This is a genomic window from Paenisporosarcina sp. FSL H8-0542 (genome assembly GCF_038632915.1).
Lineage (GTDB): Bacteria > Bacillota > Bacilli > Bacillales_A > Planococcaceae > Paenisporosarcina.
The window spans coordinates 967,933-985,407 of record NZ_CP152050.1; the positions used below are offsets into that span (position 1 = coordinate 967,933).

The window sequence follows — 17,475 nt, forward strand, 5'->3', positions numbered from 1 at the left end:
ATTATTATGATCGTTTTAGTTAAACTTTTTAATAAGGAGTCCTACAAAGAAGGTACAGAATTTGGAGCCGCAAAACCTTTTGCAATATATGAAGAAGGAATTTTTACCATTTTTAGGTCTGACGAAGACTATTTGAAATATCTCCCTAATACAGGGAAGATATTTGTCCCGTATAAGAATGAAAGAGAACAGATTTTTGCACTCTATCAATTAAGTGAATCAAATACTTTCGAACCGGATCGTCCAACCTCGAATAAGTATATTTTAAGTAAAGAGGTATTTGGTCAATCATTCTATGAACTAGTTGATTTATTTTATAGTTTAGAATCCGATTTTGAAATAATAATGCGGATTTTGAGGAAGGGCTTACCATTTGATTATTCTCCTAAAAATGATGTGGTATTTCGAACAAAAGACGGTTACTTAATTGGCCCTGTAAGGTTAATTAAAAATGAAGTTGGATATGGTTTGAAAAATACTGGATTTGTTCCATATTACAAAGTAGAAGTTAATACTGTTACTGTCTTCGACGATTTTATCAGGAAAAACCGCACATTTTTTGTTCATGAATTTGATGTAGAAGATACTAAGGGGAACTTTGATTTAGCCGATGATAAAACGATATTATCATTTGTGTTACAACACCTAAAATCTAATACAGAGCTAGGTGAAATGTCTAGAAAGTTAAGACAAAACTTAAGTAATTGGTTGACTGCTCCAACTATTGATGAATCATATATTATAGACCGTTTTAATAGAGCAATCGAATTAATAGATAACCAAACTTTGGACGGAGAATTATTGAAGAAGTATACAGATCAATTGTTATCACTAGAGTTAACCAAAATAATAATTGAACAAAAAATCTCTCAAAAATTTAATGACGAGTACAATAAATTTGTTAAGGAAAATAAGAGTTTAATAAATGAAACTAAAAGTAATGTAATTCTATTTAATGAATGCTCGAACAAATTAAATGATACTAAGATAAAACTAGCTAATGCACAGCAACTGCTATATACGATTGAACAAACATTTCATCAGAAAATTGAAGAGCTTCAAACTGATTATTCTAAAGTCTATGCTAATGAACTTTTAAATTCATCAATTGGACTACAACCAAAAGCACAGAGTTTAACGGCTCTAAGTGGACAAGGTATCTATAATAATTTTTCTTCAGCGAAAGGTATTCATTTTAAATCTATAGAGGATGTATTTGAGGGATTGAAGGTGAATTTGAGGAAGTTTAAAGCAAGAGATCCTAAGAATATACTACCTGCCACAATAATTTCTGCAATTTTGTTAGAGCAGCCTTTGATAATCACGGGCAAATATTCATTAGAGCTAGCACAGTGCTTAGCATATACCGTTGCTAGTGAAGAAACCTTGATCGTTATTCCAGAACTAGAATCTTTTGGATTAAATCAGTTAGAGGCCTTATTTAAACAATATGAATGTGAACAAAATGTTAAAACACTAATTCTGCATAATGTTCATTTAACTTCAGCGCAATACTCATTGCCTGTGTATCTTAAGCAATTAAAATGGTCACAAAATAGTCTGAATCCTAATTTGTGTATTTTGACTATAGAAAAAGAAAATGACGCAAATGAATTATTAAGTACGATGGGGGAAGTTCCTATTATTGACTCAGAGGAATTTATTCTAAGCTCTATCCGAAAAAGCCAAGTACAGCAATTAATTGCAGGTCAATTAATTTCAGAAGATATAGAATTGTACTTCGAATTCAATGAAGTACGTGGAATTTCTAAAGAATTTATAGATTGGTATTTAGATAATAATATGGAAATAGATGATCTTGAACTAACAATGGAACTTACTAAGTGGTTACAATACTATACGAATATATTAGGAAGTGACGATGGTTACATAGCATTTTCTACTATGTTTAATAAGTATTTATTGATGGATTCGGATGAGTTTTAGAGGTGATAAGATGCTTGAACAACTTTTGGTACAAAAAAAATTACAACACTATATAACATACGTTAAAAATTTGATAATTGGATTAGCTGAAGAGTTTCAAACAGAAAAAGTTCATTTTAGAAGAATTTTACCAGTAATAGACCGACTGTTTTCCCATGAAAATGAAGAGTTTTTAAGTTTTTTTAATGGGAAAAAGAACCGGGAATCATGGCAGTTACTACAATTAATGCATCAGCAAGGAGAAATTTTTAATGAGGGTAAAGGATATTATTCAGTGCTTCCAACGAGAGTTATTCAATTTCCAGAGGAAGAAACAAATGTGATAGTAAGTGGCTATGACTTCATGACAAATGAGTCATTCTTTGGCTTAGCTCAATTACACTTAAATCAACAGATAATTTATCCAGTTTTAAAACCAGATGATTACGCATATAGACCTGTACTCTTAGGTATTATGTCTATTTTGGAAAAGAAATTATCGCCTTTGAACTTAGATATATCTGAAGCTATTCGATTTATTAGTGGAAGACAACTAAAAACTTCTTTAGTTACGAATATTAAAGAAGGGGAGTGGTTTATTGCAATTCATGAAACGCCTTTTAATAGTAAAGATTTCTATGTAGCTTTAAAAAGAGATAATACAATACATGGAACGTATATTCTTAAACAAAATTATTTAAGAATATGTTTTGCACTTTGTGACTTTTATGGGATTGAAAATAAATATACGGTAAAGCCATTAAAAAACGGATTAGTAGAAATTTATTTCAATCGTCAATTACCAATAGAAGAATTAAGTTTATTAAATTTAATTGCATTTCCTAGTTGTTATGTGAATCCGAAAAAGTTCATTACTCATAGGCTTCAGCTAGTAAATATCCAATCAATACTTGAAAATTTGAAATTAAAGGAGATGAAATAAATTGGAGTATACAATCAATGAGGTCACAAAAAGATTACATAAAAAACTAAGTGAGTATATAGAGACACAATATCCAATCAGTGAAATTAGTATCCAAAGAAAGCGTACGGAATTACTTAATAGTCCGGGAGTTATTTCAACGAAGCCATTTATCGAAGCGACGCCTATTTATGAAATTGGAAACACGTATGAGGAAATGAATATTCCTGAAACAGCAAAAAAATTAATGACTAATTTAGCTTCATTAAATCCTTCAGTAGGGGTTTTTCCACGACCGTATGTTCATCAACAAGTAGCGTTAGAAGAGTTTCTAACAAATCATTCTGATCTTATTGTTTCAACGGGGACAGGCTCCGGTAAGACGGAATCATTTTTGCATCCTATGCTGAATATGTTGTATGCTGAAGCAAAAAAATCCCCAAAAACGTTTAAGCAAAGAGCGGTTCGTGCGTTGGTATTATATCCGATGAATGCATTAGTTAATGATCAGATGACAAGATTAAGACGATTATTTAATAATACAGAAATGACTGATTTATTCCATGAAGCGGCCGGCAGAAACATCCAATTTGGTATGTATACATCTCGCACTCCATATGCTGGAGCGCATTCAGATGAAAAAGATAAATATCATTTAAATGATATCTTGAAGTATTACATTGATTTAGAAATATCCAACCCCGAAGAAGTAGAAAAAATGAAGGTAAGAGGGAAGTGGCCGGCAAAAGATATAGCTGCTTTTATGGCTTCGAAGAAAAAGGGACATGGACCACATAAAGGGAAATTAACGGATGTTGAGTTATTAACAAGGCATGAAATGCAGAATACGCCGCCAGATATTTTAGTAACAAACTATTCCATGCTAGAGTACATGCTGATGAGACCTATTGAACGTTCAATCTGGGAAGGTGCCAAGGAATGGCTTCAAGAAGATGCAAATAATCAGTTTTTATTAATTTTAGATGAAGCACATATGTATCGTGGAACAGGCGGAGCAGAAGTTGCGTTATTAATTCGTCGTCTACAGGGACGTTTGGGAGTCGAGCGAGATCAAATTCGTTGTATTTTAACATCAGCGAGTTTAGGCAAAGCAGGTGATGAAAGCAAAGCGAAAGAATTTGCCTATCAACTGACTGGAAAGCCAGTTAAAAGAGATTTTAAGTTTATTGAGGGGACTCAGCAATCAAGAATTACACCGAGAGAAGCGACGGTTCAAGAGGTTGAAATATTGTATAGCATTAATTCAGAATCATTTGTTGAATATATTAAAAATTATAAGAAGGCTTTGGTAAATTTGAAGCCTGCCTTTAAACTAATGGGGTGGAGTGAGCCTCCTGTTAGGCAGGAAGAATTTCAAGAGTATCTATATGATAACTTAGAACATTATCAACCATTAAGTTTAATTTTTAAAAAAATTAGTGGGAATGGTACTTCTTTAGAAGACTTAGCGAAGCTTTTTTGCTCGGATGCAGAGCTTTTCAAATCTGAAAAAGCAGTTAGTAATTTGTTGTTATTGGCAAACGCAGCAAAAAAGGCCGATAAAATATTATTGCCAGCACGTGTACATATTTTATTTAGAGGTCTAGCAGGTGTATATAGCTGTATAAATCCTTCTTGTGAAACGAATCAAATGGGAGATTTATTAGGAACACTTTTTGATGATCATCGAACTTCGTGTAAATGTGGTTCAAGAGTATATGAATTAATGACACACCGTTATTGTGGATCGGTTTATTTGCGAGGATATATATCAGAAGAACAAAGTGGAAACATGTTTTTATGGAATGAAAGCGGAAATGGTATTGTAGGAGAAAAATTAAGAGAAATTCATTTTTTAGTAGAGCAACCTAGAGAAGAAGCTATTAATAAGATTGAACCAATGTGGCTACACATGAAAACAGGATTCTTGTTGGATAGTAAACCAACTTCGACTAAAGGTTATTTAAAAATATACAAGTCTAATGAAAAAGTATCCAAAGGGAAAGAAAAAGGATTCTATTCCGATATAATGTCATTTAAAAAATGTCCTTGCTGTTTAAAAAGTGCAAAGTATAATATTCGGGATTTACGCACGAAGGGGGAACAACCGTTTGCAAATTTAATACGTGAGCAATTTGTAGTGCAGCCTCCCTCAATATCAATAAAGGAAAGTGTAAATGAAGGACGAAAAGTATTAATTTTCTCAGATGGTCGTCAACGTGCAGCTAGGTTAGCTAGAGATATTCCTGAAGAAGTTGAAAAGGATGTTATACGTCAATTATTAGTGAAATCAGCATATAAATTAAACGAATTAGGTACAGAGGCAGCGATTGGTGGTGAAATATATCCTGCAATTTTACATTTTATGAATGAAAATAAAGTACGCCTATTAAATGATATGGATAGAAAAGATCTATTGATAGATATAAAAGAATATGTTGAATTAATTGATTATGAGTTTGAAACTTATGAATTTGATGAGATAGATTTTGAAAGTAAATCTTTTAGAGATTTTAAGATTAATAATGAGTTGAAAACTAGATTAATTCATGTACTGGCTTCTCCTGGTTATTCATTGTATGAAACGACTGTAGCTTATGTTTCGCCAGTATCTATAAGTACGCTTCATCGCTCAGTCAAAGATATTATCTCGAAAGAAGATTTAATGACAGTAGCTGTTTTATTTATTCGTGAAATGTTAGAAGAGGTTGCAATTGACAAGGATACTTCAAGTGGAGATAGATGTGAAATATTTGGATTTTATCGAAATGATGAGCAATGGGGAAAAACAAAAGGTACTATATCGCCAGAATTAAAAAAAATTATTCAAATGTATGTTGAAACAAATGATGAGCTACAAAAAGTGGTTGAAGCATTGTTTGGTAAAGGGTTATGTGAGCATGAACATGATAAATACTACTTGAATATTGGGAACTTAGCGGTAAAGGATGGCATTGATCACACTTGGTATCGATGCATAAAGTGTAAACAAATACATGCGGTAAATCCTAAAAATACTTGTCCAACATGTTTATCCAAAGTTTTAGAAGAGTTAGCTTCAGATAGTGAGATACTAAATGCTGAAAAGGGCTTTTGGCGTACTCCAATTATACAAGTTTTAGAAGGAGAAAAAATTTCAAACATTTCGGTTGAGGAACATACTGCTCAATTATCACAAAAAGATCCCAGTATAGCTTTTGCTACAACTGAAAAATACGAAATGGCATTCCAGGATATCATTTTAGATGAAGATTTAGGTGCTGTTGATATTTTAAGTTGTACAACAACAATGGAGGTCGGCATTGATATTGGATCTTTAACTGCAGTTGGATTACGTAATATCCCACCACAAAGAGAAAACTATCAACAGAGGGCAGGTCGAGCTGGTCGAAGAGGTTCATCGCTATCTACAGTTGTAACTTATTCTCAGAATGGACCGCATGATGCATATTACTTTGAAAATCCACAACATATTATAAGTGGTGATACAAGAGAGGCACTTATTTACATTGATAATAAAAAAATTATTACGAGACATTTAAATGCTTTTATGATACAAACATATTTTCATAAATATGCAAAAGAAGGAGAGCAAGCTTTAAGTAACATCATAGAGTCATTAGGACTTACAGTAGACTTCTTTAGTTTTAACAGTCCCTTTGATATAAATAGCTTTGAAGAATGGTTAGGGCGACAAGTCAATAAAAAATTTATAGATCTCCCTGAAATATTTGCGATTGTCCCTGATGAAGCAGCATCTAATATTGAAGGGAAATGGAAATTAATCAAGGAGGCAGCAGATTGCTTAGGAGAAAATTTACAAGATGTTTATGATTCCATAGAATCGAATTTAAACCAATATTATAGAAGTATTGAAGAAGATTTAGAGGTAGAGAAACATCCGGATTCACAGTTTTTATCATTTTTATTTAATTATGGTTTCTTACCAACATATGCGTTCCCGCGCAATTTAACAAGCTTATATATTCAGAAATGGGATTCGAATAAAAAGAAGATTGTAATTGATCAACGCCCACAGTTAGATTTAAACCGTGCGTTAGGAGAATATGCACCTGGCAGACAAATAGTTGTGAATAAGAAAACGTATCGTATTGGTGGTATTTATAATCCATTTGCAAAAAATCCTGAGCAACCCTTTACGGAAGTGAATCTTACTGAAAATAAAATGTTATACTGCGTAAATTGTAATTATGTCACTATTCATGATGAAGGGAACAGGGATTGTCCAATATGTAAATCTAACTTACTAGTAAAGCCATATATTCGTCCATTAGGTTTTTCTCCAGAAAAGGGAAGAGAAGTGAGAAAGGGAGATAAAGTTCAAAATTTTAGTTATGCCAGTACCCCACAACTTGTACCTAATAATGAAGAGGTTTTTAAATTTGGTTTAATTCCAGGTGCAAAGTTTATGCTGTCTGCGCATGGAGCGGATCAAGAATTAATTGTAACTAATAAGGGGATTGATGGAAAAAGTGGATTTGCTATTTGCGAAGATTGTGGCTACATTAAGGCCGTATCTAGAAAAGGTAAATTTGAAGAACAAACCAAGCATGAAAAGCCATTTAAAGTTCGATCTACAAGTGATTCACGATGTGTAGGGAATATGGTGGAAGTATTTTTAGGAAACGATTTTAAAACAGATCTACTTCTGATTCGACTAATATTAGGTCAACATATCGATTTCGATTTCTCTAAGCAATGGGCTGAGGATGCTTTTGTTACGTTAGGAGTAGCTTTTGTATTAGCAACAAGTAGAGTTTTAGATATAGACCCACAAGAGTTAACTGTAGGGCATCGTATTAAAGTTTTAGAAGATGGTAGTTATAACGTAGATCTTTATTTATTTGATAATTTATCTGGCGGAGCGGGATATTCGTATGTTGCTGGAGAGAGAATAGAAGATATCAAAAATGAGGTATTCAGTGTTTTAAAAAGTTGTCCAAATGATTGTGATGGTTCGTGTTATAAGTGTTTGCGAAATTATCAAAATCAAATGAAACATGCTCAAATGAATCGACATTTAGCATTAGAGCTATTTAATTATTTAACTTTTGGAGAGACTGTTGTCTATGATTGGAAATCGAAATATAAATATTTGCTACCTCTTATAGAAGCTTTTGAATTACACAACGGCAAATCGTTTGCGGAATGGTGTGAGAAGGAAGAGGTTATCAAATTGAACAATGGTAATAAAATTGGTTTGAAAAATAATATTGAAAAACGAATAGATGATGAATCAACTATTTACTTTTCACCTTACGAGATTAGAAACGACTTACCAAATGTTTATGAGAAAGCAACATTAGTGTTAAGTTTTAATTAGCTTAAATGATACTTGGAAAATTACTTAATCGTTCTATTTTTCACATATATCATATGAAATGTATGTTAGAAGAAATAATATCTAAAATCATCTAATTAGGACATTGGTATTCCAGCACTTTTCTGATTTTCCAATTCAAGACCCGCCGTCTCCATATTACGAAATCATATGATTTCATACAGTGTCAAAACCCTTGGTAGTATTCAAGGGTTTTTTCTTTTTGTCTATATCATCTAGTTTCAATGAGCATTAACCGAACAGCGTCAAAAACGTAGTCAAAGCGTAGTCATCCACTACATTTCGATGTAGCTGGCGAACTTCAGTATTGCTTCTTCTTTTGCTTTCTTCGTAACGTGTGCATCGAAAACTATTCCTAATATCATCCCGATAATGCCCATCAAGAAAAATAGTACATTCATTATGTTCACCATCCTTTGGTTCCATTTTAGGAAATATGTTGAAAAAATGTACACAATAAAAAACAGACAACTTTATTTGTCGTCTGTTTTATTATCTGCTTTTTGTTTGCGTTATCTTGCCTTCAAGCGGAGATAATTGGTCCTTATAAATTTAGACTTGAAGGTAGGCTGCAAATGAATGGCGGTCAAATTGTTACAAAAATGGGGAACCGCAATCCTAAAATATAATATTCCTTTATCAACATAGGTAACATTTAATAAATAGTATATGGACATGATAACTTATAAATGTATACTTATTAAGTAAGTTTAATGGTCAGACGTTTAACCTTTTAATAATACAACTTTGTGGAGGCATTAAATGAATTATTTAATCTCAATCGTAGGCTTAATTGTTGTTCTGGGTCTTGCCTGGGTTGCAAGTAACAATCGTAAAGAAATAAAGATAAGACCAATTATCCAGATGATCATTATTCAGTTAATATTAACTTTTACATTACTGAATACCAAATTTGGATTGATTCTTATAGAGGGAATCGCAGCCGTGTTTACAAAATTATTAGATTACGCTAATGAAGGAATCAATTTTGTATTTGCCGGCATTGCGAATGAAGGACAAGCTCCTTTCTTCTTAACTGCTTTACTTCCAATCGTATTCATTTCGGCTCTGATTGGAATTCTACAACACATTAAGGTTCTTCCTTTCATTATGAAATGGCTTGGATGGGCAATCAGTAAAGTAAACGGCATGGGTAAATTGGAATCTTACAATGGAGTAGCATCCGCTATTGTTGGACAATCTGAAGTATTTATTACTGTGAAAAAACAGCTTGGACAATTATCCCCTCAACGTCTATATACACTAAGTGCGTCAGCGATGTCTACTGTATCGATGTCTATTGTCGGAGCTTATATGACGATGATTGAACCGAGATATGTCGTAACTGCAATCGTGATTAATTTATTTGGAGGATTCATCATTTCTTCAATCATTAATCCTTACTCTGTAACCGAAGAAGAAGATCTCCTTGTTGTGCAAGAAGAAAAACAAAGCTTCTTTGAAATGCTTGGCGAATATATTATGGATGGATTCAAGGTTGCAATTGTGGTTGCGGCGATGTTACTTGGATTCGTTGCACTAATGGCAGGAGTAAATAACTTATTTGATATGATATTTGGAGTCACGTTCCAAGCGATTATTGGATATGTCTTTGCTCCATTTGCGATTTTAATGGGTATCCCTGTTTCAGAATCAGTAACAGCAGGCGGTATTATGGCTACCAAACTAGTTACAAACGAATTTGTAGCGATGCTATCATTAAATGAATTAGCGTCAAATCTGAGTGAACGATCAATCGGAATCATTTCAGTTTTCCTTGTTTCATTTGCAAACTTCTCTTCAATTGGCATCATCTCAGGTGCTGTAAAAGGTCTTCATGAAAAACAAGGAAACGTTGTAGCACGATTCGGCTTGAAACTTTTATACGGAGCAACGTTAGTGAGCATATTATCAGCGATTATTGTGAGTTTTATCCTATAGTTAGAGAAAGTGTCATCCAAAACCCTAATAAAAGCAACATCCCAGCGAATACTTATAAGTAATTCCTGGGACATAAAAGGACGTCAAATAAACCTTTTCAGTGAGTAGGTATAAGAACGGGATACGAATTTTAATATTTTATCTCCATTCTCTTCTTACTGTAAAGATTACCAAAGAACCTTCTAAATTAATTATGATTAGGAGGTTTTTTGTGTCTAAAAAATCAGGTGTCTTTATTATTTCCAATTCGCGTATAGGACGGTGTACCCTATTAGGTGCTGAAAAATCGTTGGAAATACTGGTATTTCAGCACTTTTCTATAATTTCATTTCAAGACCCGCCTTCTCCATAATTTAATTTCATGGAGATTCAATGAACGTCAAAATCCTTGATACATAAGGGTTTTGGCGTTTTTGCTATTTTATCGAGTTTCAATTTATTTTAAATTACGAATAGTTTATAAATACAGAAATTGTGAAGAGAATTTACTTAACTAACACGGCTGGTTAGTTCAATACCATTAACCATACGTAGAATCTAGGTTAAGTAAAAAATTTAAATATTTTGTAACTTTTACTATATATATCCGTAAATTAATTATAAGCATACAAATTGTGAGAAGAATAATAATGATTAACACATCGTTCAGAAAACTTTCCGCCAAAAAGTTAACCATGTTGTTATTAGTGACATTCGTTATCACTTGTTTATTAGTAGCGGGATGTACTCAGGAAAATCAGTCAATCGAACCAGAAGAACCAACTAAATCTGAGGATATAAACGTAAAGACTGTTGAAGCTGTTCTAGAACAGGAATTTACAGGTCCCGATAAAGAATACACTCGTTTATGGGAAAAAGAGGGCCAAGAAAAATTTGAAGAAATGCATTCTTATCTCATGAATAAATATGAGCCGTATTTCACTAAAAATGGATTAGACAATTTTGTGATAATCGCACACCATTACCATTTTTCAGATGCAGACTATCAAATGAGCGTCGAAGAGATGGAAGTGAAACAAAGCGATAATAAAAATGCAAGCAATCAATACGATTTTACGGTTCAAGTCGCTATTGAAACTCCAAACGAAGAGAAAACACTTTACGAAATGACTGGCAAGGCAATCTTCTCGGAGGAAGGTAAGATAGGGAAAATGCTTTTAGGCGAAAGATCTCCTCTGTTGGGAAACAAATTAAATGAATTAATGAACCTTGAATAACGGGGTTGCAAACAGATAGATCCACTCTTACTTAGAGTTGTTTTTTTGTTTCTTACACAGCGAGCACACACTATGAATTATAAAAGCTACAATTGCTGAGGATAATTCAGGATTGTGGCTTTTTTGTTATTTGATGTCCCTGCCTTGTCCATATGCTCCCAAAATTGCAGCTAATACAAGGACGGTTTTCATAAGATATCCCAAAAGATAACAAAAAAAATCGATATAACATTCTAAAAATTTGTGATAGAATAAAATATCAGTCTATTTAAAGTTAAAATAAGTACACATTATTTTAACGAGGAGAAGTGATTGTGCGTTTTTTATGCGTGTTTTAAGAAAATTTTTGGGGGTAGTAGAATGAAGAATTTATTTGTTAAATGGAATCAAGTGAGCCTAGTAAAAAGGATTATGATCGGTATTATTGTCGGTCTTATCTTAGCTTTAACGGTTCCTAAAGCCGCAAGTTGGATCTCCATTTTCGGTTCTTTATTTGTCGGTGCATTAAAGGCAGTTGCACCAATATTAGTATTATTCTTAGTGATGCATGCGATTGCCGTACATAAAAGTGGTAAGAAAACGAATATGAAATCGATTCTTGGTCTTTATGCTATTGGTACATTCCTAGCTGGGGCTGTCGCTGTAGTTGCAAGCTTTATGTTCCCAGTTACATTAACACTGACATCAGGAGCAGAAGACATATCTCCACCAGAAGGTATTGTTGAAGTTATTCAAACATTACTATTTAACGTAGTTGCTAATCCAATTGATGCATTAGTAAATGCTAACTATCTAGGTATATTAATGTGGGCAATCGTTCTTGGGATTGCATTAAAAAATGCGAATCAAAATACGAAAGACATGTTAGGTAATTTTTCAGATGCAATTACTAAAGTTGTACAATGGGTGATTAATTTAGCACCGCTTGGTATTATGGGGCTTGTATTTAGTGCAATTGTAACAAGTGGTCTTTCTGCTTTACTTGATTACGGTAGATTAATTTTAATTCTAGTTGGATGTATGTTGTTTATTGCACTTGTAGTGAATCCGTTAATCGTATTCATCTATACGCGAAAAAATCCTTATCCACTTGTTTTAATGGTTTTAAGAGAAAGTGGTATTACGGCATTCTTTACACGTAGTTCAGCTGCAAATATTCCGGTAAATATGAAATTATGTGAAAAACTAGGCTTAGATGAGGATACTTATGCAGTGTCAATCCCTCTAGGTGCTACAATTAATATGGCTGGTGCAGCCGTAACAATTGCTGTACTAACTCTTGCAACAGTAAATACGCTTGGTATTGAAGTTGATTTTGTGACTGCACTTATGCTTTCTGTTGTAGCAGCAATCTCTGCAGCAGGTGCATCAGGTGTTGCAGGCGGATCACTATTGCTTATCCCACTAGCATGTAATTTATTTGGAGTTCCAAATGATATTGCAATGCAAGTAGTTGGTGTTGGTTTTATCATCGGTGTTGTTCAAGATTCTTGTGAAACTGCACTGAATTCTTCTTCTGATGTACTGTTCACAGCTACAGCTGAGTATGCTAAAGAACGTAAAGAAGGTTCAGTAGTTACTATGAAATCTTAGGATCTACGACTCTAGTAAAAAGAATATAGAAGCTTAACTATTGATCTGAAGCTCCATAAAGGTATTCATTTGATTGAATTCGATTCATGAAGATATAAAAAGCCGCGATTACCGAGGACGACTCGGTGATCGTGGCTTTTTTTCCACCTTTTAATAGTTTGTTTTTTTATTATTGTTTCTTACAAACCATCAATAACAATTGACTATAATTCAGACCAACTTTTTAAAAGAAAATAAATTTAAGAATAGAAGAATTTGTTGGAACATACATATCGTACCAATTTACAGGTTTTTCTAAATTTGATGTGTGATAGTATTTTAAGAGAATAGTAGTGGAGGATAGGGGATATATATATGATTGGAAAAAAGTTCTCATTTCCACTAGATTGATGATAAGGATTTAAACTGGGCTGGATAAAGAAGTTGAACTTACTAAATAAAATTACAAAGTGTTTGGAGTTGTTGTGAAATGAAGGCTTATGAATATGGAGTAGAGTTCACATAATAAGTTTTTACTGATATATGCAATGTTAGGCAGTACACTAATAAAGTAAAAAGGTTTACTTCAGTAAAATAAGGTATATTATATTTGTTGAATAGATTCTCTTTAAAGACAAGAAAAGTAGGTGAACAAAGTGGGGAAATATCAATTGGATACCAAAGGTCAGGTGGCTGTGGCAAAGTATCATGAAAAACACAAGCCTGCCAAATTTGATAAAAAGCAGCAACTTGAAAAAATACGTGCGGAGTATTTGAAAAAAAAGCAAAAACAAACAGATAAATAATATGAATGAAAACATAGGAAGACTAAAATCTCCCTATGTTTTTCTTATTCGAAGTTCTTTTTTTCAATTGATGATAGAGTTTATTATTCTCCTAAATTTCAGATTCGGTGACAAAAAACTCGTCATCAGATATCCATTCCTCACTAATTGATTTTGACATTGAAACGACATAGCCATTATTCAAAATAATACCGTTGTTATATAGGGGTTCACCAGCTACAATTGAGGACAAGAATTACATGAATTGAAATCGTTGCTGGTGGCTTAGAGGTAATATCATACAGCTCACTCATCCAAGGGTGCTATTCCATTCCATTTAACACAAAAGCAGATATTTAAATTTTTATTGAAAGAAAATGGGCATTGAATAAAATCACTAATACTTTGTAATTATAAAAATGGAGGAATAATTAAATGTCGCAGTATTCAATCGAACAAAACGTTGAAATGATCACACATCACAAATCAAGAGAATACTTTAAAGAAGTGATGCAATCATACGTTATTGGGAGTTACCGTTCTGCAGTGGTAATGCTTTACTCTGTAGTTATATGCGATTTAATTTATAAACTTAAAGAATTAAAAGATTCATATGAAGATTCAACGGCAATAAGTATTCTGGAAAAAGTTGAGAAAGTGAAAACTGACAAACCAGAAAGTGGGGAATGGGAAGTATTACTGTTAAAAGAAATTGAAGAACGAACCTTTTTGTTAGAACCAATTGATAAAGCAAACTTGTATTATTTAAGGACTCAAAGGCATTTGTCTGCCCATCCCGTATTATCTAAAGAAGACTTACTAATAAGCCCTAATAAAGAAACAGTTAGATCTTTGATGAGAAATATGCTTGAAGGTATACTTACAAAAAGTGCTGTAATGTCTACTAAAGTTTTTGAAACTATACTTGAAGATTTATCTCAACATCGAGATTTTTTCATAAATGATATTACCTTGGAAAAACATTTGGATTCAAGATACTTAAGAAATATTAATGAGCACGTAATAACAAGAATATTTAGACAACTTTGGAGTATTACTTTTAAATGTCAAAGTGAAGAGTGTAAGATGAACAGAATGATTAATTATAGAACAATTAAAATTCTTTATAAAAAATACAAATCACAATTGAACCCATTTATAAAAGATAATGCTACTCATTTTAGTAAATTCGAAATCGTTGATATCGATACATTTGAAAGATTGTTTGCTCTAATAGGTCATAATAAAGAAATATATGAACTTCTTGAAGATCACGGTAAGACGAAGTTAAAAGAGAAAGCAAATACAAATTGGACATTAAGAATTAAAGCTCCATTTTTAAGTCAAAGTATGAGTGAGCATTTTATTTCTCTAGAGCAAGACCTGTTTGGTAGTGAATATCCTTCATTTGATATATCAAAAATTGAAGAAATTCTTCTTTTTGGGTGGGCTGAAGAACATGATTGCGTAGATGTTTATTACGATTTTCTAATAAAGTATTTCACTTTTAGTACCTATTTTGATATGGCAAGTAATAACTTTGAAAATTACATTAAACCAAATCTAAGTCATTTCTCAAAAGATCAACTATTAATTATTTATAAAGGAATTAATGATAATAGCCAATGTAATGGACATCGTATGGCAAAAATACACAATTCTCAAATTAAAACTTTTTCTGATGCATTATTCGATGAAGAATTTGATTATAATGAAGAATTTCCAAACGTTCTATTTTCGTAATAAGTGACATACGAACATAGAAAAATAATGTAATAATTACAGAAAAAAGAAAGTTGAATTTATCAACTTTCTTTTCTTCAATACACTGGAAAAATTGGTTCCTAATTCCCTTCACCAGATTTTAATGAAAGTTTCAAACAATTTTACATTCCTACTATCAATTGCTTGTTTATCCCAAAGTAAATTATTTGCTATATCTTTATTTTGAGAAATGTTACTTTGAATGTACTTCAATTTTTTTAGATCAAAATCATCGTTTCCAGCACTACTATTTTTTGTTCCTAATAATAAAGTCATGTTCCCAATATAATGTGTATACAAATTTCTTGTTTCTTCACTTGGGAAGGTATTAATCCAATTGCTATTTGAATCAGGATTTTGAGGTAAAATATGTTCTAAACTTACATGTTGAGCGTTTTCAAATATTACTACTTCATTACTATTTTCATAATTATAAATTGTTCTTAAAATGTATCTAATAATTTTTTTCTCTGTATCAGTCCTAATAGTTCTTGCCACAAACTTATGTTTCAGAAGTGAATTACTAATCATCTCACCTTTTATTTGATTAATTATTCCATCTAATTCATATTTCATATTATAAATATCTTTAGCCAAATTTGGATAAAAATGTTCTAGACTATTTGCAGACTCTTGAGAAATGAACATATTTTTAATATGAAGTTTTAATACTTCAGATAATACCTCATTTATTTCAGATAATTTGTAGTTCTTTAATTCCATCGCTAATATTACAGATTTATATTGATTTGCTGAAGCCATTGCTAAGGTTTCAACTAAATTCTCAAATCTTTTTAATGCAACTTTATCAGTTGACTGACGCATTCTAGGAGATTGTAAAAATGAATATCTTTCCGAAGCGAGTTTTAATTCCAAAAGAGTATTAACAGCTTTACTAATGCTAACAAGTTTCTCTGATTTTTCAATTGCTTTAAAAATATTGCTTTCAGAGGTTTTTCCGTTAAAAACAGACACATAAGCTGTAAGAAACTTATTTTTACTTATTCCATCTAGATTGTCTTCAATTGAATCCCAATCTCTCGCCATAGTTTTTTCACCTAAAAGACGTACTAACTGGTTTTTAAGTACATAAAAGTCCGCTATTTTTTTACCTGTATTATTCAAAGTTTCAAACATTTGGTTTGCAACATCTTCACTAGATGTTTCTAAGACAATTAAATACACGTCGTCTAATATAGCACTGATTAAATTTGTTAATGTTGAGCTGAGATTCAACTTACCAAATGACTTATCAATTAAATTTGAAATTTCATTGTAATTCGTTTTTATAGCTTTTTCTTGATCATTTAATAATAAATCATTTGGGATTTCTTTTCCAGAAATTATATAATCTCTAAAAAAAACATTGGTTGATTCTTTTTCGAAAGATAATTTGTACTGAATTTGCTTTGTTCTAAAATTCTTTTTAACTATATAGTTTTCAATTACTCCATCAATAAACTCTAAATCTGCATCTGGTAGGTTTCTCATTTTATTTAATATCGCACATAGAATTATATAAATTGACACACTTCTTTGTTGTCCATCAAAAATATTAATATTATCTTTTTCTTTATAAAGCGTTATGAAATTTAATATATGTTGATCAGCTTTATTTTCATATACATTACAAAAATCGTAGAACAACCTTGAAATTTGAACTTTACCCCATTCATAAGGTCTTTGGGTAAACGGAATCTGCATAAGTCCATATGAAATATTTAAATATTTTTCTAATGTTAGTCCTCTTGCTTCTAAAGTTGTTTTATCCATTATATTACTCCTTTTAGTTCTTATTGAGAGATCACCAGTGTTTACTCTATGTATTGTACACTGTAAATTTTGTAGACGGTTATTTTTTTATGTTTTAAGCAGGAGCTAATTTATTTGCACAAAGCGGTACTTAATCTTGATAAAAAGGTAATTGACCTGCTACTATTGAGTTACAGAAATAGCGTAAATAATTGAATTGTATATTTTATAGAA

General features: G+C 32.0%; 10 protein-coding genes. 8 read left to right on the plus strand and 2 right to left on the minus strand.

What is annotated here, in order from left to right; all coding sequences use genetic code 11:
* Nucleotides 1-6: 6 nt before the first annotated feature.
* From MHH33_RS05165 to MHH33_RS05175, 3 genes are read left to right on the plus strand one after another with little or no spacing between them, the layout of a single operon-like run.
* Nucleotides 7-1,947, plus strand: coding sequence for a hypothetical protein (locus tag MHH33_RS05165; RefSeq protein ID WP_342543131.1), 1,941 nt, complete (start codon nt 7-9; stop codon nt 1,945-1,947).
* Nucleotides 1,948-1,957: 10 nt separating this feature from the next.
* On the plus strand, nt 1,958-2,869 hold the full coding sequence (locus MHH33_RS05170) for a hypothetical protein (RefSeq protein ID WP_342543132.1): 912 nt from the start codon (nt 1,958-1,960) through the stop codon (nt 2,867-2,869).
* A 1-nt stretch (nt 2,870) separates the two neighbouring features.
* Entirely contained in the window at nt 2,871-8,192 is a 5,322-nt protein-coding gene (locus MHH33_RS05175; protein WP_342543133.1) for a DEAD/DEAH box helicase, read from the plus strand.
* Nucleotides 8,193-8,485: 293 nt separating this feature from the next.
* Here MHH33_RS05175 and MHH33_RS05180 read toward each other — a convergent pair whose 3' ends face one another.
* Nucleotides 8,486-8,611 (minus strand): hypothetical protein, encoded by a 126-nt coding sequence (locus MHH33_RS05180; RefSeq protein WP_342543134.1) that lies wholly within the window; start codon nt 8,609-8,611, stop codon nt 8,486-8,488.
* Nucleotides 8,612-8,972: 361 nt separating this feature from the next.
* On the opposite strand from MHH33_RS05180, the gene MHH33_RS05185 reads away from it, so the two are divergent.
* From MHH33_RS05185 to MHH33_RS05205, 5 genes are all read left to right on the plus strand, one after another.
* Nucleotides 8,973-10,151, plus strand: coding sequence for a nucleoside transporter C-terminal domain-containing protein (locus tag MHH33_RS05185; protein ID WP_342543135.1), 1,179 nt, complete (start codon nt 8,973-8,975; stop codon nt 10,149-10,151).
* Between the two features lie 629 nt (nt 10,152-10,780).
* Nucleotides 10,781-11,368, plus strand: coding sequence for a hypothetical protein (locus MHH33_RS05190; RefSeq protein WP_342543136.1), 588 nt, complete (start codon nt 10,781-10,783; stop codon nt 11,366-11,368).
* 360 nt (nt 11,369-11,728) lie between these two features.
* Entirely contained in the window at nt 11,729-12,961 is a 1,233-nt protein-coding gene (gene sstT, locus MHH33_RS05195; protein WP_342543137.1) for a serine/threonine transporter SstT, read from the plus strand.
* A gap of 635 nt (nt 12,962-13,596) precedes the next feature.
* Nucleotides 13,597-13,746: a hypothetical protein gene (locus MHH33_RS05200; RefSeq protein ID WP_016429071.1), complete on the plus strand. Its 150-nt coding sequence runs from the start codon at nt 13,597-13,599 to the stop codon at nt 13,744-13,746.
* 414 nt (nt 13,747-14,160) lie between these two features.
* Nucleotides 14,161-15,468, plus strand: a complete 1,308-nt coding sequence (locus tag MHH33_RS05205; protein ID WP_342543138.1) for a hypothetical protein — start codon at nt 14,161-14,163, stop codon at nt 15,466-15,468.
* A 111-nt stretch (nt 15,469-15,579) separates the two neighbouring features.
* Here the strand turns inward: MHH33_RS05205 and MHH33_RS05210 are convergent, their stop codons facing one another.
* Complete coding sequence (locus MHH33_RS05210; protein WP_342543139.1) at nt 15,580-17,262, minus strand: DUF262 domain-containing HNH endonuclease family protein; 1,683 nt, start codon at nt 17,260-17,262, stop codon at nt 15,580-15,582.
* Nucleotides 17,263-17,475 lie beyond the last annotated feature (213 nt).

Bases quoted from the DNA above. Each gene is read 5' to 3' on its own strand.
- MHH33_RS05165 (WP_342543131.1), top strand. From the start codon at position 7: ATGATCGTTTTAGTTAAACTTTTTAATAAGGAGTCCTACAAAGAAGGT.
- MHH33_RS05170 (WP_342543132.1), top strand. From the start codon at position 1,958: ATGCTTGAACAACTTTTGGTACAAAAAAAATTACAACACTATATAACA.
- MHH33_RS05180 (WP_342543134.1), bottom strand. From the start codon at position 8,611: ATGAATGTACTATTTTTCTTGATGGGCATTATCGGGATGATATTAGGA.
- MHH33_RS05185 (WP_342543135.1), top strand. From the start codon at position 8,973: ATGAATTATTTAATCTCAATCGTAGGCTTAATTGTTGTTCTGGGTCTT.
- MHH33_RS05190 (WP_342543136.1), top strand. From the start codon at position 10,781: ATGATTAACACATCGTTCAGAAAACTTTCCGCCAAAAAGTTAACCATG.
- sstT (WP_342543137.1), top strand. From the start codon at position 11,729: ATGAAGAATTTATTTGTTAAATGGAATCAAGTGAGCCTAGTAAAAAGG.
- MHH33_RS05205 (WP_342543138.1), top strand. From the start codon at position 14,161: ATGTCGCAGTATTCAATCGAACAAAACGTTGAAATGATCACACATCAC.
- MHH33_RS05210 (WP_342543139.1), bottom strand. From the start codon at position 17,262: ATGGATAAAACAACTTTAGAAGCAAGAGGACTAACATTAGAAAAATAT.